The organism is Paenibacillus profundus, from assembly GCF_021369635.1.
Taxonomy (GTDB): Bacteria; Bacillota; Bacilli; order Paenibacillales; family Paenibacillaceae; genus Paenibacillus_B; species Paenibacillus_B profundus.
Genome location: NZ_JAJNBZ010000015.1, coordinates 25364 through 51240 on the forward strand (window position 1 = coordinate 25364; position 25877 = coordinate 51240).

A 25877-nucleotide genomic window follows, 5' to 3' on the forward strand; every position below is an offset into this window, starting at 1 on the left:
ATTCGCACCAATTGCTCATCTAAAGCATATCGCCTTCAGGATGATTTGGCTATACTTAATATCGCTTTCATTTCTTTCCGCGCAATCCAGAACGTCCATCGGACTTGCTCGAGCCAAGCCTCATCCGCAACCCGAGTCGCATAACTTGCCTTCAGACTTCAGTTATGGAAATTAATCGGCATGATACCGCCTCCGATATTAATTCTTCGATTCCAGATGTTTCAAATAAAATAGGATGCCGGCTCTGTCCACGCTTGAAAATTGCAGCGGATCTTCCCGCATCATATCACGCAAAGCATCGACAGGTATCCAGCGCACATTCGTCGTCCCATCTCCCGATGTCAAGAGCGTGCCTGACACCTTGCAGCGAAAGTAGTATCCAACCGAATCGAATGGTCCGCGGATGGTCTGATAAGCAGCAAACGGCCGAATGCATTCCACTTCGAACTCCGATTCGATGCCCGCTGTATCCACCTTCGTCTCATATCCCTCAATTTCGACGATATCCAGACCGGTCTCTTCTTTCACTTCGCGGCGGAGCGCTTCTGTCAACGATTCGTATGGCTCGATTCTGCCTCCAGGGAGCTCGATGGTGGCCGGTTGATCCGGCTTTGAGCGGTTCTGGACAACAATTTCCACGCCGTGTTGATTGTTCCGTTCAATAATCGCCCTTGAATTGACGTACCACATCTTTTGGTTCCTCCTCTGCATCTGTGACACCGGCATTATTGCTCAGCTATGCTGTGGCCTCTAAATTTATCATTTCTATCAAAGCTTACAAACCGTGTGCCTTGAAAGGTCAGTCTGCCGCGATCGCCCTCCGCCATCATGCCGAAATCCCGCTCCTTGATCTGAAACTCCATCCGGTCCCCGCTCTCCACTTCGAACGTCGTGTAATACAACGTGACGGTATGATGATGAAAATCTCCATCATGGGCGTGATGATCCCTTATCTTCGTCCGCTTGCCTACGACGATCGCTTCCACGGCCAGCAGCGGCTGCTTATTGTTATAACTCCATTGGGAGATTCCTTTAATCAAGCTGAAAATAATAATTCCAAATACGACTATGAAGCCTAGCGGGATAATCGTGGTAATAAAACTTTCCATGGGACTAGGGGGAAAAGGCGAGAACGAGAAGTTCATGTTGACCTCCTTATGAAAAAATGAGCTCACGAGCTCATTAGTATGGAACGGGCTGTTGTGAAGCGAGCGCGCACGTTCATTATATACGATGCAGAGGAAAAGATTAACAACATTTTCAACGCAACACAACCCCATTCCAAACGGAACAGGGCTGACTGTTGTTTCTATGCTGGGTTATTACGCCTTTCTTTTCAACGCGTCTGAATAGAGCTTGGCGATACGAGATATGATGTCGAGCGATTCACACGTGCCGCTGGCTTCCATCGCATGATCAGCATCCGGAATGACGGTAATCTGCAACTGGTCGTTGACCATAATCTGGCGGTGTTCTTCTTCACCGAACAACGGATCCTTCGAACCGTAAATGACACTGCCAGAAGAGTGAAGCATGTAAGGAATCGCATCTTGTATAGGCGTTAGTATAGGACGGGTAGCTCACATGAATATTGTTTTCCCGGAAACAGCACGACCAAAGAGTCGGAGCCGCATGTTATGAAGCGATGGCTCGTATTCACACCCCAGCTTGACGGTTCTTGATGGATATGTACATTCAATGCTATCTCCCCCTTCGGTCAAAACAATTTAAAACATTTCATCGAGCAAAATGTAGTAATTCACCTTGTCTTCATCCACCGCTTCAATTCCGTATCCTTCCAGAAACGGCTGCCTATACTTATCCGTTCCGAAGTTATGCATCATACTGCGTATCGCAATGCCAATATCTTGGTATCGATCCGCCAATCCGCATCGGCCCAAATCGATGAAGCCGCTAATCTTTCCTTGACGCAGTAAAATATTCGGCAGACAGTAGTCTCCATGCGTGAACACGATATCTTCTGCGTTCGGACGTTCTTGCACGAGCTGTTGATACAATTGTGCTGCCGACTTGCCCAGATTGCCCTCATTGAAATCCTCTTCATCGACGAGTCCCGCCAGAAGCCGTTTCTCGGCTTCCGCCAGCTTGCGATCCAACCGATTATCTATCGGGCATTCCTGCGTTTCGACCCGATGGAAGTGCGCCAATCCCGCCCCAAGCAAACGCGCCGTATTTTCTGGTCGGGACAGCTGAGCCGGAGAGCAGCACATGTCACCTTCAACCACAGACATGAGCAAGAAGTCATAGCCGTTCGTTTCTTCGTAATAGAGCAACTCTGGCACCTGCAGCTTGCCTTGCAGCCATTCCAGCGCGCGTTTCTCCGATGCGAGCGTTGTCTCCCAACCGCTGGGGGCCACTTTCAAATAGGCGGCTTCAGCAGCAGGCGTCTGCACTTGAAACACACGTGCGCCCGACATGCCGATGCTGTCTTGCACCCAGTCATTCTCGCCTATATGCTCCAGCAGCGCATCAGGAAATGCGATCTCTTTCATCATATCCGGGACACTCCTATTCTACGAATTGCGTATCCAATACTTGCAAATTCCTTCCTTCAGTTCGGCCAGCTGGCCTCCGTTCGCCTCTGCTACCTTTCTCGAACGAACATTATCCTCGTCAACCGTAACTAATACTTCAAGGAGCCCCTTCTCTCGGGCTTTGCCCACAAGCTCTCCAAGCAACAAGGTGCCATATCCGTTGCCGCGTGCGGAAGGCCGGATGACATATCCGATGTGCCCTCCCCTTTCCAGCAAAGAATCGTTCAAATATTTCCGCAGCTTGCCGTATCCGACGGGTCTGCCGTTCACATATAGCCAGTATATCGTTTGCGGCACATATTGGGGCGGAAGATTAATGCCGTGGGACATTCGCCAATATTTTTTCAAATATGCCCGGAAACGATCGGCAGGCACACCATATCCGCTATTGGCAAATCCACTCTCTCCCGGCCCGATCTCCTGCAGCATGTCGTAGATGTCCGCGCCGTCTTGAATCGTCAGCTCCTTCAATTCCACTTCTGCAGTCATGACATCATCTCATTTCATTAGAGTTTGCACAACGGTCCGCAGTGTTCCATCCTCTGGGACGAATAGCTTCAACGTCTTTTCTAGCGGGTAAGCCTCGATGAAATCGCACCCTTCTTCGGTCGCTTCCGCCAAGGAAGCGCTTTGCTGCAGGATATCCCATCGGTTCAGAGGCACATATAACAATCCCGCCGCGTCATCGCCGGGACACCCTCCCGGTTATCTGATCTTACTCGAACAGCACGACCTTAGGTGTTACCACATGCTCGCACAGCAGCGTATATAGCTGCCCCCGATGATGGACAACGTGGCACAGCACTTCGAGCAGCCATTCATATCGAGTATACGTTACACCCCAATAGGATGTCTTCGTTTCCAGCAACTCTTCGAGCGTAAAGCCTGAAAAGGCTTGGACTAAATCTTCATGATGCCCGCGCAGCGCCTTCTTCATTTCCTCCAGTGTATTAGGGGTATGAAGGCGGTAGAACTCATCCATCTGCTCCTGCGTCGCCTCGTTCATAATAAGCCAGTCCGCTTGGCAAATAAGGGCGATATGGGACACCATCTCTTGAATCGAACGTTTATCTGGAATCGGCTGCTTCGTGAGATCCTCCTCCGTCAACTGGTCCATCATGTGATGGACCGAACGAATGGCAATATCCAATTGGTGAAATACGGTATCTACTAGCTGGCTCAACTAATCATCTCCTCATGGAGGTCTTAAATAAATGAAACGTTACACCGTTTTTGATGCCTTTTCCGTCCGGTTTTCCTTTCTCTTATCGAGGAGACGGCTGCCTTGCTCCATAGCAATGCACAACACCATTCCCAGTATTATGCCGTTGTTAGCCAACGTCTTGAGCATACCGGGAAGCTCGCCTACCGCTGAAGCAGGAATGAACATGCACCCGATGCCGATCATGAGCGATACGCCGACAATGAACCGGTTCCGGTCATCCATTGGCACTGCCTGAAATTCCTTCAAGCCGATCCCTATCATGGAAGCGAACGGAATGAAAATAGTCGCATACCCGACAGGCATCGGAATCGAGGAGAAAAAGGCTGTCAACGCGGGAAAAAAGCTGATTGCCATCATAAAAATACTAGCAATAATAAATGGTAGCCGCTGATAGATCCGCGTAGCCATTACAAATCCGGCCGTACCCGAAATCGGCACGCAGCCCATGGCGGAAAAGATTCCGCCCAACGTCGTATTGGCGCCCATAATAAGCATCGTGCGATTATAAGCGATCGGCTGCTGCTGCTTCCCTGCGTCCTTCATGACGCCTTCCATGACCCGGATGCTGGTCATCATGTTCGTGATAAGCAGCAAGCTGATAAAGACCGCCGTCACCCCGATGCCAACGTCGAATTCGGGCATGCCCCAAGCGAATGGCTGCGGAGCGGCGAACCACGTCCCCGAAGATGCGGGCGGCTCGGTCACTCCAAGCGCGAGAAACAGCAGCCAGCCGATGCATAGGCTGATGAGAACCGAATAGTTGCGGAGAAATGGCCGGGAGCTGCGCGGCAAGAGCATCGATATGACGAGAGTAATGAGCGCGGGAATCGCCACCCGTAGATTGATCTGATCGGAGGACAAATAACCGATCCCCATCATCCCTTTCATGAATGAACCGCTCAGCTGCGCGACGAGCAGCAGCAAGTAGGTTCCGACGACCAACGGAGTGAACAGCTTCGTGATGGCCTCTGTGCAGCGCAGCAAAGCGATGGCGACGAAAATGATGCCCGCGAGGAACATCCCCATCTCCAGCTGCTTCAATCCGGCGTCCAGTCCTAAAGTACCGGAAGCGATAAGACCCGCATAGACGGAAAACACGCCCCACCACAAGCCTGCCGGATTCTCCATAATCGGAAACCGGTGGCCGAACAAGGTCTGCAGCAAACCAGACACTCCAATCAGCAAAAAGGTGCGCTGCATGAAGCTTGAAATCTCCTCTGGGGCAAAACCGAATGCATGGCCTACCGCCAGCGGAGCCACCAAGCTTCCTGCCAAAATAAAAACGACCCACTGAAACGATGAAAAAAACAATTTCATGATGTCTATCACCTGTGTTCTACATAAAATGGTATGAAGCTATGCCTAAGTGCGTGTTCAAGTAGGACAATTTCAGCACAGTGAAGGTTATGAATCCAGCCCGTACTGCTTCATTTTATAGTATAACGCACCGCGGGAAATACCGAGCTGGCGAGCGGCCTTCGCCTTGTTGCCCTTCGTCCGCTGAAGCGTCTCGCAGATAAGCGCACGTTCCATCTCCTCTGAATGGGCGCTCAATGGCAGCTCGGGCTGCGTCAAATCCGTCAACGTCATGAGACGCGCATAATCGGGAAGTTCCCGTGCCGTAATCTCGCCCTTATCCTGCGCGGCAATGACGGCATAAGCCATCGCATTGCCCAACTGAGGCAGGTTGCCAGGCCAATCAAATGCAGTCAAGGCGGCCAACGCATCAGAGCCCAGGACGGGGACTGGGATTCCCGCTTTGTCAGACGCCGCAGCCAAGAACAGACGGCACAACTCAGGAAGATCCTGCGTTCGTTCCCGCAGCGGCAAGAGATGCTGAATCTGGAACGAATAATATAGCTCCTCAACGAGCTCCGCATGCTGCTCCCTTGAAGCCTCTTCCGCTACGGAAGCTACAATTCGGCATTGGAGCGGCACCGGCGCCGAGCCGCCTGAGCGATAGTAGCGCCGATCATGCATCGCATTCGCCAGCTTCTCCTGCAGCCGCTTCGGCAGCACGTGAATATCCTTCAAATAGATGCTTCCCTGCTGTGCTAGGTCCAGCTTCCCGGCACGCTCCTCATCCCCGTTGTAGCCGAACAACTCCGCTTCAAGCAAGCCGCTCGGAACGGCGCTGCAGCTGACCGACACGAAATTCCCCTCGCACTCGTTGTGCCGATGCAGCCATTCGGCGAGCGATTTCTTGCCGACGCCCGGCTCTCCCATAAGGAGCAGCGGAGTCGCCATCCGCCCTGCTGCCGTGAGATGCTTCCAATCTTCCGGCTTGAACGAGAACACCTCGGGAGATAGCTCCCGTTCCCCTGGGTTGCTATACATCTCGGCGCTCAGCTTCACGTATTGCGTCACGTCGCGCTCGATCGAAATAGCGCCGATAAGCGTGTTATCCGTACTCAACACCGGCGCCGCATTGATCATGACGTGCATGCCCGGCCGCGGTTCATGGTACACCTGGCGGACCGCTCGGCCGCCTTCCATGACTTGAAAGAGCATAATGGATTCCCTCTGAAAGAAATCACCGATTTTTTTGCCAATAATCTCTCCACTGTCAATTCCGTATGTTTTCTCTGCTGCTGGATTCCAATAGATGACGTTCCCCTCTGTATCAATAATAGAGACCGCATCGTTCGTCGTCTGCAGCAAACATTCGAGAAATGCTTGCATCTCTTGTAGTAGAATCATTCGAACCACCGATTTTTCTAGAGGCTGTTCAACAAGCGCCCTCTCGAGCACAATATTTCCCGGTGCTGAAAAGTTCACTTTTTGAACATACACTTCTAATATTTTCTTAAATTATGGCAAACCGCTTCTGAAAATGCAACGAAAAAGACAACAGGGCTGCTGGCATGATAACGCCCGATTTCCATATCATTCTAAAAAATGTGTTTACAATTCCAAATTTATATGATTATAATTAATCACAAATAGAATATGTGTATATTTTTTGAACACTTTTGTTCGCGGGAGGAGCATTTCGGACATGGAAAGTCTGATGAGAAATGCATTTCTATTTCTTTCGAAGAATAGGACGGCCAATCGCACCGCCAAGAAATACGGGCTGCGGTTCGGCGCGAAGCGGTTCGTTGCCGGAGAGCAAATTTCGGAAGCGATTACAGCCGTGCGAGAACTGAACGATAGAGGCATTGTCGTGACCTTGGATCATTTGGGCGAATTCATTTCCACGACGGACGAAGCGGTAGAATCCATGAAATATTGTATTCGCACTCTGGACGAGATTGCCGCTAGTGGAGTCAAGGCCAATCTCTCGCTCAAGCTGACACAGCTCGGCCTGGACATTTCGCGCGACCTATGCCTCAGCAACATGCGCTCCATTCTCGAGGCCGCATCACGCTACGATAATTTTGTGCGCATCGATATGGAGGATTACGCGCATAACGAAGCCTCTATCGAGCTGTTCTGCCAGCTCCGCGAAGAGTTCGGCAGCACGATTGGCCTTGTCATTCAAGCGTACTTGTATAAGAGCGAGGAGGACATCACCAAGCTGCACCGGTACCAGCCGAATTTAAGACTGGTGAAAGGCGCTTACAAGGAACCGCCCGAAGTCGCCTTCCCGAAGAAGGAAGACGTCGACAATAATTACATCCGGATCATTGAACAGCATCTCAAGAACGGAGATTACGCAGCCATTGCCACCCACGACGATAACATCATCAACTCCGTCAAGACCTTTGTAAAAGCCAACAACATTCCTCTCTCACAATTTGAATTCCAAATGCTATACGGTATTCGCACTCAGGCACAACAGCAGCTGGCAGATGAAGGCTACACGATGCGCGTGTATGTCCCATATGGTGACGACTGGTATGGTTATTTCATGCGCAGACTGGCAGAACGTCCGGCCAACGTCGGATTTGTCGTGAAGTCCATGTTCAAATCATAAATCATCCAATCATTTGAAGGAGGCGCAATTATGACTATGGTAGAATACCGCAATGAACCGTTCACTGATTTCTCGCAGGAGGCAAACCGCAAAGCGATGCAACAATCGTTGGAGCGGATCGGAGAACAACTTGGCCGTACTTATCCACTTACGATTAATGGAGAGAAAATAACGACGGAGAAGCTCGGCACGTCGATTAACCCCGGCAACACCGATCAGGTCGTCGGGTTGATGGCGCAGGCTGATTCGACGCTGGCCGATCAAGCGATTGCCGCGGCGGATGCCGCTTTCCAGCAATGGCAGTATGTTAGCCCTGACGAACGCGCAGGCTACCTGTTCAAGGCATCTGCCATCATGCGCCGCCGTAAATTCGATTACGCGGCATGGCTCGTATACGAAGCGGGCAAGAACTGGGCCGAAGCGGATGCAGACGTAGCCGAAGCGATCGATTTCCTGGAATTCTACGGCCGTGAAATGATTCGCCTGAGCGGTCCGCAGCCGTTGACGCCGCTTCCGGGAGAGGATAACCGGCTTACCTATATTCCGCTCGGCGTCGGCGTTGTTATTCCGCCGTGGAATTTCCCGCTCGCCATCATGGCCGGCATGACATGCGCAGCCATCGTATCCGGCAATACAGTCGTGCTGAAGCCGGCCTCCACTGCTCCGGTCATCGCAGCGAAATTCGTTGAACTGATGGAGGACGTCGGACTGCCTGCGGGCGTACTCAACTTCGTGCCGGGCTCCGGCGGTGAAATTGGCGACTTCATCGTCGATCACCCGCGGACACGGTTCGTATCCTTCACCGGTTCACGCGATGTCGGACTACGCATCAATGAACGCATCGCGAAGCCTGCGAAGGGGCAGATCTGGATCAAACGTCTTATTGCGGAAATGGGTGGCAAGGACGGCATCGTCGTCGACCAGTCGGTGAACCTGGATGAAGCCGCAACCGCAATCGTCCAGTCAGCCTTCGGCTTCCAAGGGCAGAAATGCAGTGCAGGCTCGCGCGCAATCGTTCATCAAGCGGTGTACGACGAGGTGCTGGAGCTCGTCATTGCGAAGACAAAGCAGCTTACCGTAGGTCCAGCCGATGAGAACTTCGCCATCGGTCCGGTCATCGATGCGAATGCATACGGCAAGATTCGAGAATATCTCGAAGTCGGCAAAACGGAAGGCCGCCTAGTCGCCGGTGGAGACATTGCGGAAGGCAATGGCTATTATATTCAGCCGACCGTCTTCGCCGATGTCGAACCGACCTCGCGCGTCATGCTGGAAGAAATCTTCGGTCCGGTGCTTGCCATATGCAAGGCTAACGATTTCAAGCAGGCCATTGATATTTTCAACAATACGGAATATGGCTTGACCGGCGCAGTGTTCAGCCATAACCGCGAACACCTGGAGTACGCCAGACAACGCATGCATTGCGGCAACCTATACTTCAACCGCAAATGTACGGGCGCACTGGTTGGTGTGCATCCATTCGGCGGCTTCAATATGTCTGGTACGGACTCCAAGGCGGGCGGACGCGATTACTTGCTTCTGTTCACGCAAGCGAAGCTCGTATCAGAGAAATGGTAACGAACTCTTTCTATCTCTTATGAACGGTACTCTCACCTGCACGACAGCATCTTTGCCGTGCAGGTTTTTCTCATGCCCGCCTCTATCGAACAGCCTCGGATACCGCTGGACCATGTTTGCCGCCCTTCCGCTCGGACAGGTCTGAATGCCGCTAAAGAAAGCATATACTGGATCATAATTTCCCACATGCAAAACAAGCACCAACCCTATCTATGCAGGCTGTCGAACGATTGCATATTATCGCCAAACAAAGGAGGGAACTTATGAAAACAAAGGGCTTCGCCCTTATGCTTGCAGCATGCCTTGTCTTGTTGACGTCTGTGCCCCTATCCGCGTTCTCGGGAGAACAGCGGCTCGGTTCAGGCTCCTATTCTACGCTGCCGCCTAACGGAACCAAAAACGCGCAGACAGGCCTATACCGGACTGGCCGGATTTCCGGCGCCATGCCAACGAACCGCTGGTGGAGCAGCTTGGCATGGAATACATACTCCGAGGCCCAATATCCTCACCCGCTTGCAGTCAAGAATGAAGCGAACGGAATGAGCGTTTATGCTCCCGGCCCGCGCATTGCCGCACATCCCGCCTGCATTTGCGGTACGATGAGCGACACACCCGACTTCACCGTAGGCCATACAAGCGCCTCTTCATTCACAGCAGCCTCAGTAGACGGTTACAGCGATTGGTTCGTCAATGCGCGCTACGAAGCCGGAAGCCGATCCATGAATGCCTCATACGGACTTGGTTCCCCCTATGTGTACTTCATGTTTCATGGCGGCAGCCCACAGCTCTCCTTCACCGCCTCCCCGACTATATGGTCGGGTGATGAGCAAGCTTCCGTGCTCGGCATTACAATCGACGGCGCGCATTACGGGCTATTCGGACCTTCCGGAGGCACATGGGACGGCATTGGCACGGACACGCTGACGAATCGCCTGAACGGGAAATCATACTTCGCCATCGCCGCGCTGCCAGACAATCGTCCGGATACGCTGGAGCAGTTCCGCCGCTATGCATACGCCCATGTCACAGATACGAAGGTGGCTTGGTCATATAATGCGGATAGAAGCGAGGTCCAGACGACCTACACGTGGACGACGTCGGTGAAGGAAGGTGCCGAGCAGGGCACTATCTTCGCATTGTATCCGCATCAATGGAAGCATACCGATGCAGCACTGCTGCCTTACGAATACGACAGCGTCCGCGGGGTGATGAAGACCGGGGCCGGGAACAGCTTGCGCACCGCAATGAAGTTCACGGGCGTGCTCCCTTCGCTTCCATTCAAGCTTAGTGTGGATGAGCGCGCTGCACTGCAAGGATATGTGGATGAGGCGCAGGCCGAATCCTATTCGGGTGCGTCCGGCACGCAGCAGACCGGCAAACGTCTGGGCAAGCTGGCCGCTCTCGCGCCGATAGCCGAACAAGTCGGTGATGCCGCAGCCGCGCAGCAGTTCCGCTCTGACATGAAGGGCATTCTGCAGGATTGGCTGAAAGCGAGTGACGACACAGAGCGTCTCAAACGTTCCAATCTGTTCTATTATAATGAACGATGGGGCGCCCTAATCGGCTATCCAGCGGAGAACGGCTCCGACACGGAATTGAACGACCATCATGTGCAATATGGCTACTTTATCCGGGCAGCGGCTGAAATCGCGCGCATCGATCCAGATTGGTCCAGCGACGACGAATGGGGCAAGATGGTCAAGCTGCTTATTCAAGATATCGCCAATGCGGACCACAGCGACACGCGCTTTCCGTTCCTGCGCGGCTTCGATCCGTATGCCGGACACTCGTGGCAATCGGGCCACGGCCAGTTCGCCGACGGCAATTACAACGGATCGCCTTCTGAAGCGATGAACGCATGGTCGGGGCTTATTTTGTGGGGAGAAGCGACAGGTGATACCCGGATACGCGACTTAGGCATTTATATGTACACGACGGAAATGAATGCGATTAGTGAGTATTGGTTCGATGCCTACGAGACGAAGCAGCGGCAAGATTTCTCCCGCACCACCGCCAGTATGGTGTGGGGCGGCAAGACGGCGAGCAGCGGGTGGTCGGACCGACCGGAGCAATCGTACGGCATGAGCTGGCTGCCCATCACCGCGGCTTCTCTCTATCTGACGCACCGTCCGGATTACGCCGACAGGAACTATGCGGCGCTGTTGGCGGAGAACGGAAGCATAAGCTTCAATCTCTGGGCAGACATCGTCTATATGTACCGCGCAGCCTCCAATCCCGAGGAAGCAGCAGCGTTATTTGATGCTCATGCCGAGGCCATGACACCGGAGGCAGGCAATTCCAAGGCGAACGCCTATTATTGGATTCGCAGCTTGAATGTGCTGGGGCAGGCCGATCCGGCGGTGAGCGCCGACTATCCGCTCTACGCCGTATTTAATAAAGACGGAGCAAGGACGTATGCCGTCTACAACATGACTAACCGGGCCAAAACCGTCACATTCTCTGACGGCACACAGGTGAAGGCTGAGCCATCAGCCTTCGGCATCGCCTCCGTCGGAAATGGCAGCATCGATATCGTCCGCCCAGAACCCGATGACGGCGATGTTCACATCCTGCCCATTCCCGTTCATAAGGAATAAGACAGCTTCTGATTGCAAGTCATGTGTTCACTCATAAGGCACCCCCATGCAGCACCCTATCGGGGTGCCTCTTTTTTGCAGGAATGTATATTCCCAATGTCGAAAATAAGAAGGCTAAACCGATAGCGTCCAAGAAAGGGATAAGAAGCCATGGAGCAACGAAAGCAAATTGATCCTCTGTTAATCGAATTAGCAGACATCTCTAAGCCGTTATTCGGCTTGCAAATCGAGTCTTGGCAGCCAATCGCTCGCGGTTGGCTCAATTTAAAATGGAAAATCACAACGGAGCAAGGGGAATTCGTGTTAAAGAAATACCATTCGAACCGATTCAAAAATGTTGAGGTGCTTACTCGTGCATTGCAGCAGCAGCAAAGGCTGCATGAAGCAGGCATTCCGTGTCCCAAATTGATGGCCGATAAGGGGCGGCTTCTTCACGCTTCCTCTGCGAACGAACATTTCATCATCATGGATTACTCCACCGGAGAAATCGTTAAACCAGGCCATTTCAACCGACAGCAAATGGTTGATCTCGGCTGTGTTACTGGTAAAATCCATCGAGTCTTGAATGATGGGACACTTGGCATGGAAAGCGAGCCGCAATTTGTTCCTCCTGAACGGAAGGAAAGAATGCTCCATTGGCAGAATGCGCTCGCGGAAGCTCAGCACAGTAATAACAGGCAAATAGCAGCCAACATCGCGTTGCAAATGAACGTAACGGAAACGTTAGACCTTGACGCTTTTTCCGAGTGTAAAACAGGTTGGGCCCATCGTGATCTATGGGTGGATAACCTGCTGTTTCACAAAGATCGCGTGTCGGCGGTTCTCGATTTTGATCGGCTCCACTTTGAGTATCCTGAGATCGATGTGGCGCGGGCCATATTATCATGCGCATTGCATCATGGACATTTTCACCAAGAGCTTGCCTCGGCATTTCTTGAAGGTTATCGGACGGAGGCTGATTTTCCTTCCGGATCGTTAGTCCGCGCATTGCGCTTGCTTTGGTATTTGGAGAGCATATGGTGGATCAGCGCCAATATGGAGAAGCATAATGCCGTTCAGACCCGATTTGCGGAGGAAATGCTGTGGTTAGCCCATAACAACGAGCAGCTTCCATTAATTTTGGGAGATATATAGCTGCGTATACCCTAACCGCACATGGAACATAAAAAGGCGCACGATCCCATCGTCAGAGATCGTACACCGCATTGAACTAGAAGTTCATCGCATAAACAGTTAACTTTGCCAGGCTTTTCAGGCAAGGCTTAGGCTTTACTGCTCCGCCGACCATTTCTCCGCATCGTTCTGCAGGTCTGACAGTGTTTTGCCGATATCGGTCGGGTTGCCATTCGCCGCTTGGCTGATGAACCCGTTGATGACCGGCACCATGCGCGTATTGTAGAACGGATTCGCCTCGTCGAGTAAATTTTTGCGCGCGATATCCGCCAGCTCCATCGCCTTGGCCGTATAGATATCCTTTTCATCCACGAAATCGGCCTTCTTCAGCGTTGGCGTAGCCAAGGAATTTTCGTAAAAATACTTTTGCGTCTCGTAGCTCGTCAAAAACTTCATCACTTCCCATGCCGCCTTCTCATCCTTCACCTCCTTCGCCATGACAATCGGGTCGACGGCAACCCAGCCTTCCCCATTTGGCCCCATATTCAACACAGGCACGAAGCGGTCGATCAGGTCGGCGCTGCCCGAGCTGCGGAATTCGTTGAACGCCGCCCCGCCGCTCGAATCGATGGCAATCGCGATGTTATTCTCCTCCATGCCGAAGTTCTCCGCTCCCTGCCCATTGATGAATGCTTTCGGGGCCAGCGGCGCGGCTTCCTTGAACCAGTCCAGCACTTTCGTCATCTCAGGCGTATTCAGATTCCATTTCAAACTTTTCAAATCATTGAGGCTGCCTTCAACACCATTGACGTTATACGCGTAGGACAGCGCCACAAAGGTCGATTGATTCAAGCTGTTGCCGCTGAACCAGAGACCATAGTTCTGCTTGCCTGTCTTTGGATTTTTGCCTGTCATCTTTTTGGCCTTCTCCAATATTTCTTCTGGAGTCGGATTCGCGGACAGCGGCTCGACGCCCCATTCCTCGAACATCTGCTTGTCATAGACGACCATCCGTTTGCCAAGAATGATCGGAATGCCGAATTGCTTCGTCCCATCTAAGGAGCGCACGCTGAAGGAGTTCTTGAAGGCACCTTCCAAATAAATGCCCGGATCGAACGATTTGTCGTTCGCGATGAGGTCATCGATATCCTGAATCAGCCCCTGCTGGTAAAACTGATTCGCATAGGCTCCGCCGGTATATATCAGATCGACGTCCTTCGAGAGCAGCATCGCTTTCTGCTTCGCCATCGCATTCTCCCACGGAATCTGCGTCACCTTCAACTCGATGTTCGGGTACATCTTCTTAAATGTGTCTTGAACATATGGATTGAAGCCGAGCGTCTTGCGTCCGGTCAACGTATCGACGCCATTTTCCATCGCCCAGCCCGCAACCGCAACGCGAACCGTGCCCGTGATGTCCGATACCTTTTCAATATTCCGGTCTCCGCCGCCGCCAGAAGTTGCGCCGCCTGAACACGCACTGACGAGTAGAGCCATGGACATGAAGAGATAAAGCCATACCGATTTTTTCATAACGTTCCCCTCCGTTCTTCACCTGCATCATACAAGACCGTATTTCCTCGCATTATTGCTTGATGCCTGATAAAGCGATGCTTTCCACGATATATCGCTGTAGGAACAAGTACAGCACGAGCACCGGAAGCAAGCTTACCGTCGTTGCAGCCATGATGATAGCCGGCATCCGGTTCAGACCTTGATTGTATGTGAACATTGCCAACCCGAGCTGAATGGTGTACTTTCCCGCGTCGCTCAAGACGAGCAAAGGCCACAGCAAGTCATTCCATACTCCCAGAAACTGCAAAATGATTATCGTTGCCACAATGGGCGTACAAAGCGGAAAATAAACCCGCCAAAACACGGTACCTTCCCTTGCTCCGTCGATAATGGCCGCTTCGCGCAGCGTATTAGGCAACTGGTCGATGAACTGCTTCGCGAGAAACGTTCCGAATGCATAGTTCAATGCCGGCAAATAGAACGCCCAATAGGAATCGAGCAGGCGCAGCTTGTCAAACAACAGATATTGCGGAATCATCGTCATTTCGAACGGTATCATCATCGTGCTGAGCGCCACGACCAAGACGACACCGGCACCTCTAAACCGAATCTTAGACAATGCGTAGCCAGACAATAGTGCGGATAGCAAGCTGACGATGATGACGCCGACGGCGACGATGATAGAATTCAAAATGTATTTCAGCATATCGATATTAAGAAACGCAACTTCGTACGTGCGAATGGAGAATTGTCTCGGGAATAGCCGCGGCGGAAATGGAATGTTCAGCCGGGCGCCCCAATCGAAGCTAGTGATGAGCATCCATAAAAAAGGGACGATCATGACGAGCGATCCCAATGAAAGGACGGTCACAAGGAATATACGGCCCATGCGCTGATTGCGCTGCTTCGAAGGAAGACGCGGGGACCGCCCCGGTCGGACAGGCTTATTCACGTTCCAGGAATTGTGTTCTGCCATCCCGTGGCCTCCTCTAATCGATGTCATGACGGCGGTTCGTGCGCAGAATGAGCACCGTCAAAATCAGGATTACGATAAACAGCAGGTACGATGCGGCTGTCGCCAGTCCCATCTGATGCCCGATGAAGGCCGTTCGATAAATGTACAGAACCGAGGTGAGCAGCGTGCCATCGGGATTGCCAGCCGTTCCGCCGATGAGCCATACATCGGTGAAACGCTTCATGCCGCCAATCGTGCCCATCACTACCATGAACAGAAATACCGGGCGCAAATACGGAATGGTAATATAACGCCACTTGCGAATCCCGTTCGCGCCGTCCACCTCCGCCGCTTCGTACAAATCTCGCGGCACGCTCTGCAAGGCGGCCAGAAAAATGATCGTATTGTAGCCGAGCGCCCCCCACATGCTCATAAGCACGATGCTGAAGCGCGAGAATGTCGGATCGGTGAACCAGCCGACCGGTCCGAGCCCAATTTGTCCGAGCAGGAAGTTAAGCAAACCTTCTTCCCCGGGGTAGAACAGGAAGGAGAACAGAATGCTGGTCGCTACGGCGGAGACGACATTCGGGAGAAAGTAGACACTTTTGAAGAAGTTTCTGCCGAATGTCCATGGCAAGCTGTTAATCAGACTCGCCAACACGAAGGAGACGACGATGCCCGATACGACGGACAAGACCCCCATGAACATCGTGTTGGATAGAGACCGCCAGAACACAGAGTCGGACAAGACGATGCTGTAATTGTGCAGACCGACCCAATGGCCCATAATTCCGTTTGTCTGTTGGAAGCTCATGAACAACGCCGCGGCAATCGGGTAGATCGAAAAGCTGATAATGCCAAGCAGCATCGGCGTGGCGAACAAAAAACCGATGCGATCGTTGCGTGTCCATCTTCTCTTCCGGATCTGCTTGCGGCCGGACATGGCGTTCACGTTGGCTGACAAATCATCACCACCTTAAGTTCAATTCAACGGCAGATTGTTACCTCTCATTTCACGGGCCTGAGAGGTAACAGCTTTCGTTAATCATGTAAGCGGATACAAAGAATTATAGGTTGTTCCTGGGCGAGGTGAAATGACCATTATGTTCAATTTCATGGATTATATAATCCGGGAGGCTCAATCACGTGTTTCTGCATTTACAGACGGCTCATCCCGCCGCATTCAGTCTTTGTCTCTGCTGGAATGCGGACGGATCCGGCATAACGATGGCAAATATGAGCAGTTAACGAGCGCGTGTTGGATATTCTTGATAGTAGAACGTGGAACGGGCAGCTACCGATACGGGAGTGGCACGGATCGGCCGGGGCGTCCGGGGTCCTGCTTTCTAATCCCCCCTGGAGAAGTATTAGACCTTAATCCGTCTGGCGGGACAGGGTGGGAGCTTGCCTATGTGCTGTTCTCAGGGGAAAGAGGGCAGGAGATCTGCGGCTATTTCGGGGGGACGGCGGATCGGATTTGGCTAGTGGAACCGGACGGAGCATGGCGGCGGCAGCTTGAACAAATCAACGGCATGCTGGAATCCGCATCCCCCGCGTTCGCCGAACGGGCTGCTCTCTTGTTCGAGTTCATGCTGTTCGACATGTCGCTCCACTATGATAATGGTTCTGCCTCTCCCCTTCCTTCATCCGACAAAGCGGCCATTCTAGATGCAGTGGGCCAAGCCATCTATACGCCAATTGACGACAATATGCTTGCCGCCAGCTTGAATATGTCCGTTCCGACGCTGCGGCGCAAGGTCCGACAGTATACCGGATGCGCTCTCCATGATTACTGGCACCGTCTGAAAATGGAAGAAGCCAAGCTGCTTCTGACGCACAGCCCGGCTTCGGTAAAACAAATCGCAGCGCGATTGTGCTACGAGGATACGTATTATTTTTCAAGACTGTTCAAAAAAATCGTCGGGCTGTCCCCGCTGCACTACCGCGAGAAGGACAAGCCGCAGCGACAGTAATTCCATAAGCAACGCTCCTCTGCTGCTCACAGCATGCGATTTCTTCTTATCAAATACGTTAGCGCAATTACAACAGCCAGTAATACGGCCAAGCTCCAAGTCACTTTGAACAGCATATCTGGGGTGTCCTTCGATTCGAGCGGTATGATATTATCATCATTTAATTTGGGCCTAATTAATTGCTTTACCCCATCCCGGCTATACCGCAGCGCGGCTTCATCCATCTCTGGCGCGATTCGAACGGCGGCTCCATTGTCATATTTCCCGGTAATGACGTCATTTTCAAAGTGGAAGGCAAGCGGAGTCCCACCGCTATTTATGTAGTATTCGAGCGCCTTATAATCTGGATTGGATTCAGAACCGTTCAATCTGGCTTGGCCGTCTTCGATTACCAACGGATACAGGCCCCACTTCGTGTCGTACGAGTGCTCTGATTCATCCGCCTCATCCAGTGAAAGCAACGCCGTATCCTGCACAGCCAACTGTTCCCATTGTGCATCACAGCATGTCTGGTTGACAGTAATGATATGACTCGTGCGGATCCCCGATACGATATACATCACGTGAACCTGCAGGGAGGTGTCGTCCATAGCGGTGATTCGGCCGATAACGAGCGTTTCCTGATCATGATGAGTCAAGCGGTGGAGAAGGTCGGCTCCTTGTACCGGTGAAATGAGAGCAACGCTTAGCAAGAGAAAGATGCAGAGCGATATGATCTTTTCCACGGGATACCTCCTGTGCGAAAAAAATGAAAATGAAATTCTAGCGATATCGATAACTATGATTAAACGACACATTTTCCGTATTATACCATATAGTAATAGAGATTGCTGGAAATAAGAAATTCTGAAAATAGAGGGTGCGCTTATTAACCCTTTTACCCACTATCCCAACTATTCAGATAATGAGCATAATATGGAATCTCCGATCGGCCAAGCTCAACCGCTCCTCACTGAAGTGAATAGCCCATCCCTTACGGTTACCGATATTCCACCATCCTCACAACCATACTTTTTCGCGTTCCACTCATGATATAACGGTCTATCCCATGCTCGCTATAGTCGTAATTCCAGCATAAAGGAAAAAGCTTAAAAACCAAATGTGCAGCTTATTCATCTAATGAGTGTAAGATTCTCCCTGCGACAATCATAACAAGCAGGAGGACAGGCGCGAATTACAAGTAGAGACAGATTGGAGAGGTTGAAAAAGAATGAAAAAACGAAACAAACTGCTGCTGTTGACTCTATCCTTAATGCTGCTCGTTCCGCTGGTGGCTGGGTGCAGCGGAGAATCCAAGCAGAACGAACAGGAGCGCGTGCTCCGCATCGGAGTATTATACGGTGGCGGAGACGAGCAGTACATACGCCAACAATATACCGACATCTTCGAATATACGAATGGCGGCATTTCCATCGACATCGTTCCCGCCGTCGATACGAGCGGATATCGCTATGCCGATCCGGCAGAGAGGGACAAAAACCCCGATCCTGTAGGGGAAATGCGGAAGCTTATGACTGGAGCCAATCCGGTAGATGTCGTCATTCTCGATACGGACGCATTTCAGGAAATCGTCCGCGATGGGAATTTAAAACAACTGGATCCGCTCATCCAAAAGGACAACTTCTATACTTCGGATATTATTCCTTCCGTCCTGGAAACGATTAAGACAATGGGGGACGGAAACATCTACGGACTGGCGCCAACATTCTCGTCAAATGCATTATTTTACAACAAAACGTTGTTCAAAGAAGCTGGAGTCGAGCCGCCGCACGACAACATGACGTGGGACGAAGTATTCGATCTGGCGCGCCGGGTTGCCAATGGCGAAGGGAAAGACCGCACATTCGGCTTCGGCTTCAACAGGTATCCAGGCGACAACGCATTCTGGAGCGTGTCGGACTACGTGAAGCCGCTGCAGATGCGACTATTTGACGACAAGGCCGAGCGAATGACGATCAATACGCCGCAGTGGGAACATGTATACGGCACACTCGCGAAGCTGTCCCAGGATCATGTACTGCCCGGCCAGAATGACGATATGGAAAGCAGCGGCGAGTACGGTCCGCTGAACCACGACCTGTTCTTGTCTGGAAGAGTGGCCATGATGCTCGGATATTACGGCTATACTTCGGAGCTGTTAGATGCCAGCAAGCATGCAGGCAATATCAAAGGCCTCAATATGCCGGAATGGGATGTCGTCACAGTTCCGCATCATCCGGAAGCGCCAGGCATTAGCAGCGGCATGAGCTTCAACACCATAACTGCCATCAATACAGAGGCGCAAAATCCAGATGATGCCTGGAAATTCATACAGTTCATCAACAGCGAGGAATGGGCAAAAATCAGATCACGCTCCAGCCATGAGATGGTATCCCGCAAATCGTATATCAAGCCGAAGGAAGGGCTGAACTTCAACATCCAGTCTTTCTATGCAATGAAGCCGGCGCCCAATAATGCCGTCGAAATAAACCTGCGCCGCCAAGCCAATAATTTGTACACCGTTGAAAGCGCCGGTTATGAGCTGTTCGACAAAGTAATCAAAGGCAAAATGACGACAGCTGAAATGCTGAAAGAATGGGAGACGAAAGGGAATGCCCTGCTGTTGGCCATCAAGAAAAATCCGAACGGCCCTATTGGCAAGGACGATGATATCATAAAAGGGGTATACGGGGAATAAATGAAGGCCTAAAAAAAATGAAATTTTCGAATAACAAATGCTGTATATCAAAAAGACATCGAGCCGTAGTGCTCCATGTCTTTTTTACATTCCACCCGTGTTAAAGCGGCCTATGCATTCTGGTTCATCTGCTGCTTGGCTGCCGCCAATAGCTGCTCGAACAAATCGTCATCCTCTTCGAGAAGTTCATCCATCGCAAGCATTTCTTCTTCGTTTCCGGATTGTTCGGTGAAGTTCAAGCTATAGTCCCACTCTTTCCCTTTCTTGCTGAAAAACGTAATTTCGTACGTAGATGAAAAACGATCGTGCGTAAAGACGACTTGTCCTGCATAGGTGCCGTCTTCGCGCTGACTCATGTTCGCCTTTACGATATTGAACTGCATACCTGATCCCTCACTCGTTATAGTCATAATTCCATTATAAAAGAAAAAAGGCAAAACCAAAAGCGCCGCTCACTCATCTAATAAGTATCACAATTATGCCTCCGAGAAACGTAACAAGAAGGAGGACAGGCAATCATTGCCAGAACAAAAGAATGGAGAGGTAGAAAAAGAATGATGAAACGAAACAAACTGATGCTGCTGACATTATCCATGATGCTGCTTATCCCGCTCTTGACGGCATGCGGCGGGGAAGCGAAGCAGAACGAGCAGGAGCGCACGCTCCGCATCGGAGTATTGTACGGCGGCGGAGACGAGCAGCACATACGCCAAGAGTATACGGACATCTTCGAATATATGAACGGCAACATTTCGATCGAAATCGTTCCTGCCGTCGATACGAGCGAGTACAACTATTCCGATTCGGCTGGTCCTGACCCGACAGAGGAAATGCGAAAGCTGCTTACCGGCGCCAATCCGGTCGATGTTGCCATCGTGGACAGTGATTCATTTCAGCAATATGTCCGGGATGGACAGTTCAAGCAATTGGATGCGCTGATCCAAAAGGATGGCTTCGATACGAGCGACATTATTCCTTCCGTTATGGACACCATCAAAATGATGGGAGACGGCAATATTTACGGATTGGCACCGACCTTTTCGTCTAAAGCATTGTACTACAATAAAACGTTGTTCCAGAAAGCCGGAGTCGAGCTGCCAACCGACAGCATGACGTGGGATGAAGCATTCGAGTTGGCCCGCCGAGTCGCCAATGGCGAGGGAAAAGACCGGACATACGGCTTCAGCTTCGACCAGTATCGATGGGGGACTGCTTTTTATGGCGTTGCCGATTATGCCGCGCCGCTGCAGCTGCGCACGTATGACGACAAGGCTGAAAAGATGGCGATCAATACGCCGCAGTGGGAGAAGGTATACGACACCATTGCGAAGCTGTCCCAAGATAATATAATGCCTGGCCGAAAAGATGATGACAACGGCGGCAGCCTCGGCGAGGGACGTTACAATCCACTGGAACACGATCTGTTTTTGTCAGGAAAAGTCGCAATGATGATGAACTACTACAGCTATACTTCGGAATTGTTCGACATAAGCAAAAATGCAGGTAAAATCAAAAACTATCAAATGCCCGAATGGGATGTCGTCACCATTCCTCACCATCCGGAAGCGCCAGGAATAAGCAGCGGCATGCGCTTCGACTCCATTATGGCCATTAATACGCAAGCGCAGAATCCGGATGACGCTTGGCAATTCGTACAGTTTATCAACGGAGAGGATTGGGCAAAAATCAAATCCCGCTCTACCTATGAGTTGGTGACTCGCAAATCATTTATTAAACCGAAAGAAGGAATGAATTATAATATCCAGTCCTTCTATGCAATGAAGCCGGCTCCAGGCATTCCCGCCGAAGAGAAGCTTCATCAGAAGTATAGAAATTTATGGATTGTTAAGAACTCAGCCGAAGAACTATTCAAAAAAAGGATAGAAGGCAAATTAACGACGGCCGACATGCTGAAGCAATGGGAGACAAAAGGGAACCAATTGCTGCCGATGATTAAAAAGAATCCGAACAAATCGATATTCGGAGATGAGGCTGTACAGAAGGCAGTATATGGGGATTAATTGAATACGAAAAAATGCTTCGCACCGCATTCCGGTCGGAGCATTTTTGGGGTTGAAATGAAGTCATGAAACGAAAGTGTAACATTATGCTCCCAGAAACGTAATAAGGAGGAGGGCAGGCAATCATTGCCAGAACAAAAGAATGGAGAGGTAGAAAAAGAATGATGAAACGTAACAAACTGATGATGCTGACACTATCTATGATGCTGCTCATCCCGTTATTGACGGCATGCGGCGGAGAAGCGAAGCAGAACGAGCAGGAGCGCGTGCTCCGCATCGGAGTATTATACGGCGGCGGAGACGAGCAGTACATACGCCAAGAGTATACGGACATCTTCGAATATATGAACGGCAACATTTCGATCGAAATCGTTCCTGCCGTCGATACGAGCGAGTACAGATATTCCGATTCGGCTGGTCCCGACCCTACAGAGGAAATGCGAAAGCAGCTCACTGGCGCCAATCCGGTCGATGTCGTCATTTTAGATAGAGATTCATTTCAGCAATTTGTCCGGGACGGACAGTTCAAGCAATTGGATGCGCTGATCCAAAAGGATGGCTTCGATACGAGCGACATCATTCCTTCCGTTATGGACACCATCAAAATGATGGGAGACGGCAATATTTATGGATTGACGCCGACCTTCACATCAAACGCATTGTATTATAATAAAACGTTGTTCAAGGAAGCCGGAGTCGAGCTGCCAACCGACAACATGACGTGGGATGAAGCGTTCGAGTTGGCCCGCAGAGTCGCCAATGGCGAGGGAAAAGACCGGACATACGGCTTCAGCTTCAATCAGTATCGCGGGGGGAATGCTTTTTATAGCGTTGCCAATTATGCGGCGCCGCTGCAGCTGCGCAAGTATGACGACAAGGCTGAAAAGATGACGATCAATACGCCGCAATGGGAGAAGTTGTACGATACAATTGCGAAGCTGTCCCAAGATAACATAATGCCTGGCCGTAAAGATGAAGACAATGGCGGCAGCTACGGCGAGGGGCGTTACAGTCCACTGGACAACGATCTGTTTCTGTCAGGAAAAGCCGCAATGATACTCAGCTACTACAGCTATACTTCGGATTTGTTTGACGCAAACAAAAATGCAGGGAAAATCAAAAACTTCCAAATGCCAGAATGGGATGTCGTCACCATTCCGCACCATCCGGAAGCGCCTGGAATAAGCAGCGGTATGCGCTTCGACTCCATTATGGCCATCAATACGCAAGCGCAGAATCCGGATGACGCTTGGAAATTCGTACAGTTCATCAACGGCGAGGATTGGGCAAAAATCAGATCCCGCTCCACCTATGAGTTGGTGACTCGCAAATCCTTTATTAAACCGAAAGAAGGAATGAATTATAACATCCAGTCCTTCTATGCTATGAAGCCGGCTCCCAGCAATCCTGTCGAAGACAAACTCAACCGTGAGTATAGAAATTTGTGGATCATTGATAACTCAGTCTATGAACTATTCGAAAAAAGGATAGAAGGCAAATTAACGACGGCCGACATGCTGAAGCAATGGGAGACAAAAGGGAACCAATTGCTGCCGATGATTAAAAAGAATCCGAACGGATCGATTTATGATGATGAGGCTGTACAGAAGGCAGTATATGGGTATTAATTGAATATGAAAAATGCTTCGCGCCGCATTCCGGTCGGAGCATTTTTTGGGTTGAAATGAAGTCATGAAACGAATCCGTTTGCTTTGACGTATGTAATAGCATATTCTTGAATAAGGTGATTATAGGGGCGTTCTCTTCTATCATGATAAGGATCGGCCACTCACAAGTAACAGTCAAAGGAGTCCACGATTTAGATGCAAATTTCGAAAGATTTTTTCAAAGGCCCGGGAATCAAGCGAATCCTTATCTTACTCTTCTTCATCGCACTGCTATTTGCCTTAAGGAGCATTTTACATCTGATTCTTATCACCTTCATCTTGACTTACCTGGTTGACAGGCTGCATATGTTCATTCACAAGGGCATCAACAAGTATGTCAAAATCAATTATAAGGTTACCGTGCTGTGCTTATATGCGGCCCTGCTCCTGATGATGGCTTGGGGAACCTATAATTATTTACCGAAGATCATTACCCAGATCAATCAGTTGGTTAATGTAGTGGTCCATTTCTATAATGTAACCTATATCAACTATGATAATGATATTATGGAGTACATTATGGATTCGCTGCAGAAGATTGACTTGGCCAGCTATTTGAACAAAGGCTTTGATTTCCTAGTTAAATCGATCACCGATCTGAGCCAATGGGGTACCCGCTTCATCATCGCCTTCATACTTAGCCTGTTCTTCGTACTGGAGAAGAAGAGAGTGAAGGAATTTACGATGAATTTCAAGACGAGCAAAATTGCGCCAATCTATTCGGAGCTCGAATATTTCGGCAACAAGTTCTTGTATTCATTCGGCAAGGTCATTGAAGTGCAGTTCCTGATTGCGCTGATCAACTGCATCTTGAGCACGCTGTTCCTCTGGATGATGGGCTTCCCGCAGTTGTTCGGACTGGCGATTATGATTTTCCTGCTCGGCTTGATTCCGGTAATGGGCGTCATCATTTCCCTCATTCCGCTCTGTGCGATTGCATTTAGCATTGGCGGCGTGGTGAAAGTGGTATACGTCATCGTCATGATCTGTGTTGTACATGCTATCGAGGCTTATATTTTGAATCCGAAGCTGATGTCTTCCAAGATACATCTTCCCATCTTCTATACCTTTGCGATTCTAATCGTCTCCCAGCACTTCTTGGGCGTATGGGGATTGATACTCGGCGTGCCAATCTTCATGTTTTTGCTAGATTTGCTTGAAGTCGATGTGAAGGCAGGGAATAAAATCAAATGAAGAAACTAGCCCTAGGCCGAATGCTTTGTCGGTCAAGGGCTTTATTTATGGCTCGTTAACGTTGGGCCCAGTCTCCCCCCTCTAGAGCCTTACAGCGGGATAAGATCGCCGTGACGACGAGCTGCTGAAGTGTAGCGATCCGATGTCTAGAATTTAGAACACTGCGGGATCTTTTAGTACGCTCCATTGGACAATTGGCTTTCCAACCGGGGTGACTGACATCGTGCCTACATAAATATCCGGATCGTCGGAATGCAGCGCATAATGCTCCAGCATCTTGGTGACAATGGCCGACATGTGCAATTGCGGAAGCGCTTGCGGATGAATCCAGTGCAATTCTCCTTCTGCAGACGACACGACGTTCGGATGGACAGTGGAGGCAAAATAAACATATTGCTGGCGAATCTCCGTCTCTTTCTGGCGCAGCAAAATATACCGCAGGCGGATGTCACGCAGGTCCTTCGCTTGCAGCCCGGTTTCTTCTTCTATTTCCCTGAGACACGCCTCTAACGGATGATTGAGCTCGGCAGGCTCCAAATGCCCTCCAACCCCACTCCAAAACTCAGATGAGCAAATCCGGCTCTCCGACTTTTTCATTAGTAAAATCTGATCCTGATGAAACAGGAATGCGGTTGCCATTTCCCTAATACGCATTACCTCACCTCCGATATCTATTTCTATGTATGTAAGGTGAATGATTGAACTTCGCAATTGTCACTCCCTCACTACACTCTACCAAAGTGATTATTTGCTGCTTCGCATGTAGAAGCTATATCCCTATATTGTTATTCGCGGCCACAGTGAGAAGAGTCGAACCGGATGAGTATCTCCAACACGATTCATTAACGAAGAATTTAGTTCAATTTATATATTATAGAAACAAGAGCA

24 protein-coding genes are annotated in these 25877 nt (G+C 50.5%); 9 read left to right on the forward strand and 15 right to left on the reverse strand.

All coding sequences use genetic code 11. The features are described 5' to 3' along the window. Positions 1 to 198 precede the first annotated feature (198 nt). The 9 genes from LQV63_RS17480 to LQV63_RS17520 form a co-directional block, all read right to left on the reverse strand. Positions 199 to 690 (reverse strand): NUDIX hydrolase, encoded by a 492-nt coding sequence (locus LQV63_RS17480; protein ID WP_019424206.1) that lies wholly within the window; start codon positions 688 to 690, stop codon positions 199 to 201. 35 nt (positions 691 to 725) lie between these two features. Further along, positions 726 to 1145, reverse strand: a complete 420-nt coding sequence (locus LQV63_RS17485; RefSeq protein ID WP_233697687.1) for a DUF2500 domain-containing protein — start codon at positions 1143 to 1145, stop codon at positions 726 to 728. Positions 1146 to 1322: 177 nt separating this feature from the next. After that, positions 1323 to 1535, reverse strand: coding sequence for a hypothetical protein (locus tag LQV63_RS17490; RefSeq protein WP_233697688.1), 213 nt, complete (start codon positions 1533 to 1535; stop codon positions 1323 to 1325). Positions 1536 to 1727: 192 nt separating this feature from the next. Beyond that, positions 1728 to 2516, reverse strand: a complete 789-nt coding sequence (locus LQV63_RS17495; protein ID WP_233697689.1) for an APH(3') family aminoglycoside O-phosphotransferase — start codon at positions 2514 to 2516, stop codon at positions 1728 to 1730. An 18-nt stretch (positions 2517 to 2534) separates the two neighbouring features. Next, the gene (locus tag LQV63_RS17500; RefSeq protein WP_019424210.1) at positions 2535 to 3044 is read right to left on the reverse strand and encodes a GNAT family N-acetyltransferase; all 510 of its coding nucleotides are present in this window, start codon (positions 3042 to 3044) and stop codon (positions 2535 to 2537) included. A gap of 9 nt (positions 3045 to 3053) precedes the next feature. Continuing rightward, positions 3054 to 3218 (reverse strand): hypothetical protein, encoded by a 165-nt coding sequence (locus tag LQV63_RS17505; protein WP_233697690.1) that lies wholly within the window; start codon positions 3216 to 3218, stop codon positions 3054 to 3056. A 52-nt stretch (positions 3219 to 3270) separates the two neighbouring features. Then, a complete protein-coding gene (locus LQV63_RS17510; protein WP_019424212.1) occupies positions 3271 to 3738 on the reverse strand; it encodes a DinB family protein in 468 nt (155 codons plus the stop codon). Between the two features lie 39 nt (positions 3739 to 3777). Further along, entirely contained in the window at positions 3778 to 5097 is a 1320-nt protein-coding gene (locus LQV63_RS17515) for a purine/pyrimidine permease (protein ID WP_233697691.1), read from the reverse strand. Positions 5098 to 5184: 87 nt separating this feature from the next. Continuing rightward, positions 5185 to 6480 carry a sigma 54-interacting transcriptional regulator gene (locus tag LQV63_RS17520; RefSeq protein WP_233697692.1) on the reverse strand — a complete coding sequence of 432 codons (1296 nt, stop codon included), beginning with the start codon at positions 6478 to 6480 and terminating at the stop codon, positions 5185 to 5187. Between the two features lie 298 nt (positions 6481 to 6778). Here LQV63_RS17520 and LQV63_RS17525 point away from each other — a divergent pair, with 298 nt between their 5' ends. The 4 genes from LQV63_RS17525 to LQV63_RS17540 all read left to right on the forward strand — a co-directional run bounded on the left by LQV63_RS17525 (position 6779) and on the right by LQV63_RS17540 (position 13008). Next, positions 6779 to 7699 (forward strand): proline dehydrogenase family protein, encoded by a 921-nt coding sequence (locus tag LQV63_RS17525; protein ID WP_233697693.1) that lies wholly within the window; start codon positions 6779 to 6781, stop codon positions 7697 to 7699. A 30-nt stretch (positions 7700 to 7729) separates the two neighbouring features. Then, positions 7730 to 9277, forward strand: coding sequence for an L-glutamate gamma-semialdehyde dehydrogenase (gene pruA / locus LQV63_RS17530; RefSeq protein WP_233697694.1), 1548 nt, complete (start codon positions 7730 to 7732; stop codon positions 9275 to 9277). Positions 9278 to 9540: 263 nt separating this feature from the next. Then, a complete protein-coding gene (locus tag LQV63_RS17535; RefSeq protein WP_233697695.1) occupies positions 9541 to 11874 on the forward strand; it encodes a glycosyl hydrolase in 2334 nt (777 codons plus the stop codon). Between the two features lie 150 nt (positions 11875 to 12024). Beyond that, complete coding sequence (locus LQV63_RS17540; protein ID WP_233697696.1) at positions 12025 to 13008, forward strand: phosphotransferase; 984 nt, start codon at positions 12025 to 12027, stop codon at positions 13006 to 13008. Between the two features lie 135 nt (positions 13009 to 13143). Here LQV63_RS17540 and LQV63_RS17545 read toward each other — a convergent pair whose 3' ends face one another. The 3 genes from LQV63_RS17545 to LQV63_RS17555 are packed head-to-tail and all read right to left on the reverse strand — an operon-like array spanning position 13144 to position 16400. After that, positions 13144 to 14520: an extracellular solute-binding protein gene (locus LQV63_RS17545; RefSeq protein WP_233697697.1), complete on the reverse strand. Its 1377-nt coding sequence runs from the start codon at positions 14518 to 14520 to the stop codon at positions 13144 to 13146. 52 nt (positions 14521 to 14572) lie between these two features. After that, the gene (locus LQV63_RS17550) at positions 14573 to 15478 is read right to left on the reverse strand and encodes a carbohydrate ABC transporter permease (RefSeq protein WP_233697698.1); all 906 of its coding nucleotides are present in this window, start codon (positions 15476 to 15478) and stop codon (positions 14573 to 14575) included. Between the two features lie 13 nt (positions 15479 to 15491). Then, positions 15492 to 16400: a carbohydrate ABC transporter permease gene (locus LQV63_RS17555; protein ID WP_233697765.1), complete on the reverse strand. Its 909-nt coding sequence runs from the start codon at positions 16398 to 16400 to the stop codon at positions 15492 to 15494. A 160-nt stretch (positions 16401 to 16560) separates the two neighbouring features. Here LQV63_RS17555 and LQV63_RS17560 point away from each other — a divergent pair, with 160 nt between their 5' ends. Then, positions 16561 to 17430 carry an AraC family transcriptional regulator gene (locus LQV63_RS17560; RefSeq protein ID WP_233697699.1) on the forward strand — a complete coding sequence of 290 codons (870 nt, stop codon included), beginning with the start codon at positions 16561 to 16563 and terminating at the stop codon, positions 17428 to 17430. 26 nt (positions 17431 to 17456) lie between these two features. On the opposite strand, the gene LQV63_RS17565 is transcribed toward LQV63_RS17560, so the two are convergent. After that, entirely contained in the window at positions 17457 to 18155 is a 699-nt protein-coding gene (locus tag LQV63_RS17565; protein ID WP_233697700.1) for a hypothetical protein, read from the reverse strand. Positions 18156 to 18640: 485 nt separating this feature from the next. On the opposite strand from LQV63_RS17565, the gene LQV63_RS17570 reads away from it, so the two are divergent. Continuing rightward, positions 18641 to 20107, forward strand: coding sequence for an extracellular solute-binding protein (locus LQV63_RS17570; RefSeq protein ID WP_233697701.1), 1467 nt, complete (start codon positions 18641 to 18643; stop codon positions 20105 to 20107). A gap of 110 nt (positions 20108 to 20217) precedes the next feature. Here LQV63_RS17570 and LQV63_RS17575 read toward each other — a convergent pair whose 3' ends face one another. Further along, complete coding sequence (locus LQV63_RS17575) at positions 20218 to 20490, reverse strand: hypothetical protein (protein ID WP_019424225.1); 273 nt, start codon at positions 20488 to 20490, stop codon at positions 20218 to 20220. 171 nt (positions 20491 to 20661) lie between these two features. Here LQV63_RS17575 and LQV63_RS17580 point away from each other — a divergent pair, with 171 nt between their 5' ends. The 3 genes from LQV63_RS17580 to LQV63_RS17590 all read left to right on the forward strand — a co-directional run bounded on the left by LQV63_RS17580 (position 20662) and on the right by LQV63_RS17590 (position 24989). Then, positions 20662 to 22128, forward strand: a complete 1467-nt coding sequence (locus LQV63_RS17580) for an ABC transporter substrate-binding protein (protein WP_233697702.1) — start codon at positions 20662 to 20664, stop codon at positions 22126 to 22128. A 161-nt stretch (positions 22129 to 22289) separates the two neighbouring features. Next, positions 22290 to 23756: an ABC transporter substrate-binding protein gene (locus tag LQV63_RS17585; RefSeq protein WP_233697703.1), complete on the forward strand. Its 1467-nt coding sequence runs from the start codon at positions 22290 to 22292 to the stop codon at positions 23754 to 23756. A 195-nt stretch (positions 23757 to 23951) separates the two neighbouring features. After that, entirely contained in the window at positions 23952 to 24989 is a 1038-nt protein-coding gene (locus LQV63_RS17590; RefSeq protein ID WP_019421478.1) for an AI-2E family transporter, read from the forward strand. A 153-nt stretch (positions 24990 to 25142) separates the two neighbouring features. Here the strand turns inward: LQV63_RS17590 and LQV63_RS17595 are convergent, their stop codons facing one another. Continuing rightward, entirely contained in the window at positions 25143 to 25643 is a 501-nt protein-coding gene (locus tag LQV63_RS17595; protein WP_233697704.1) for an NUDIX domain-containing protein, read from the reverse strand. Positions 25644 to 25877: the final 234 nt, after the last annotated feature.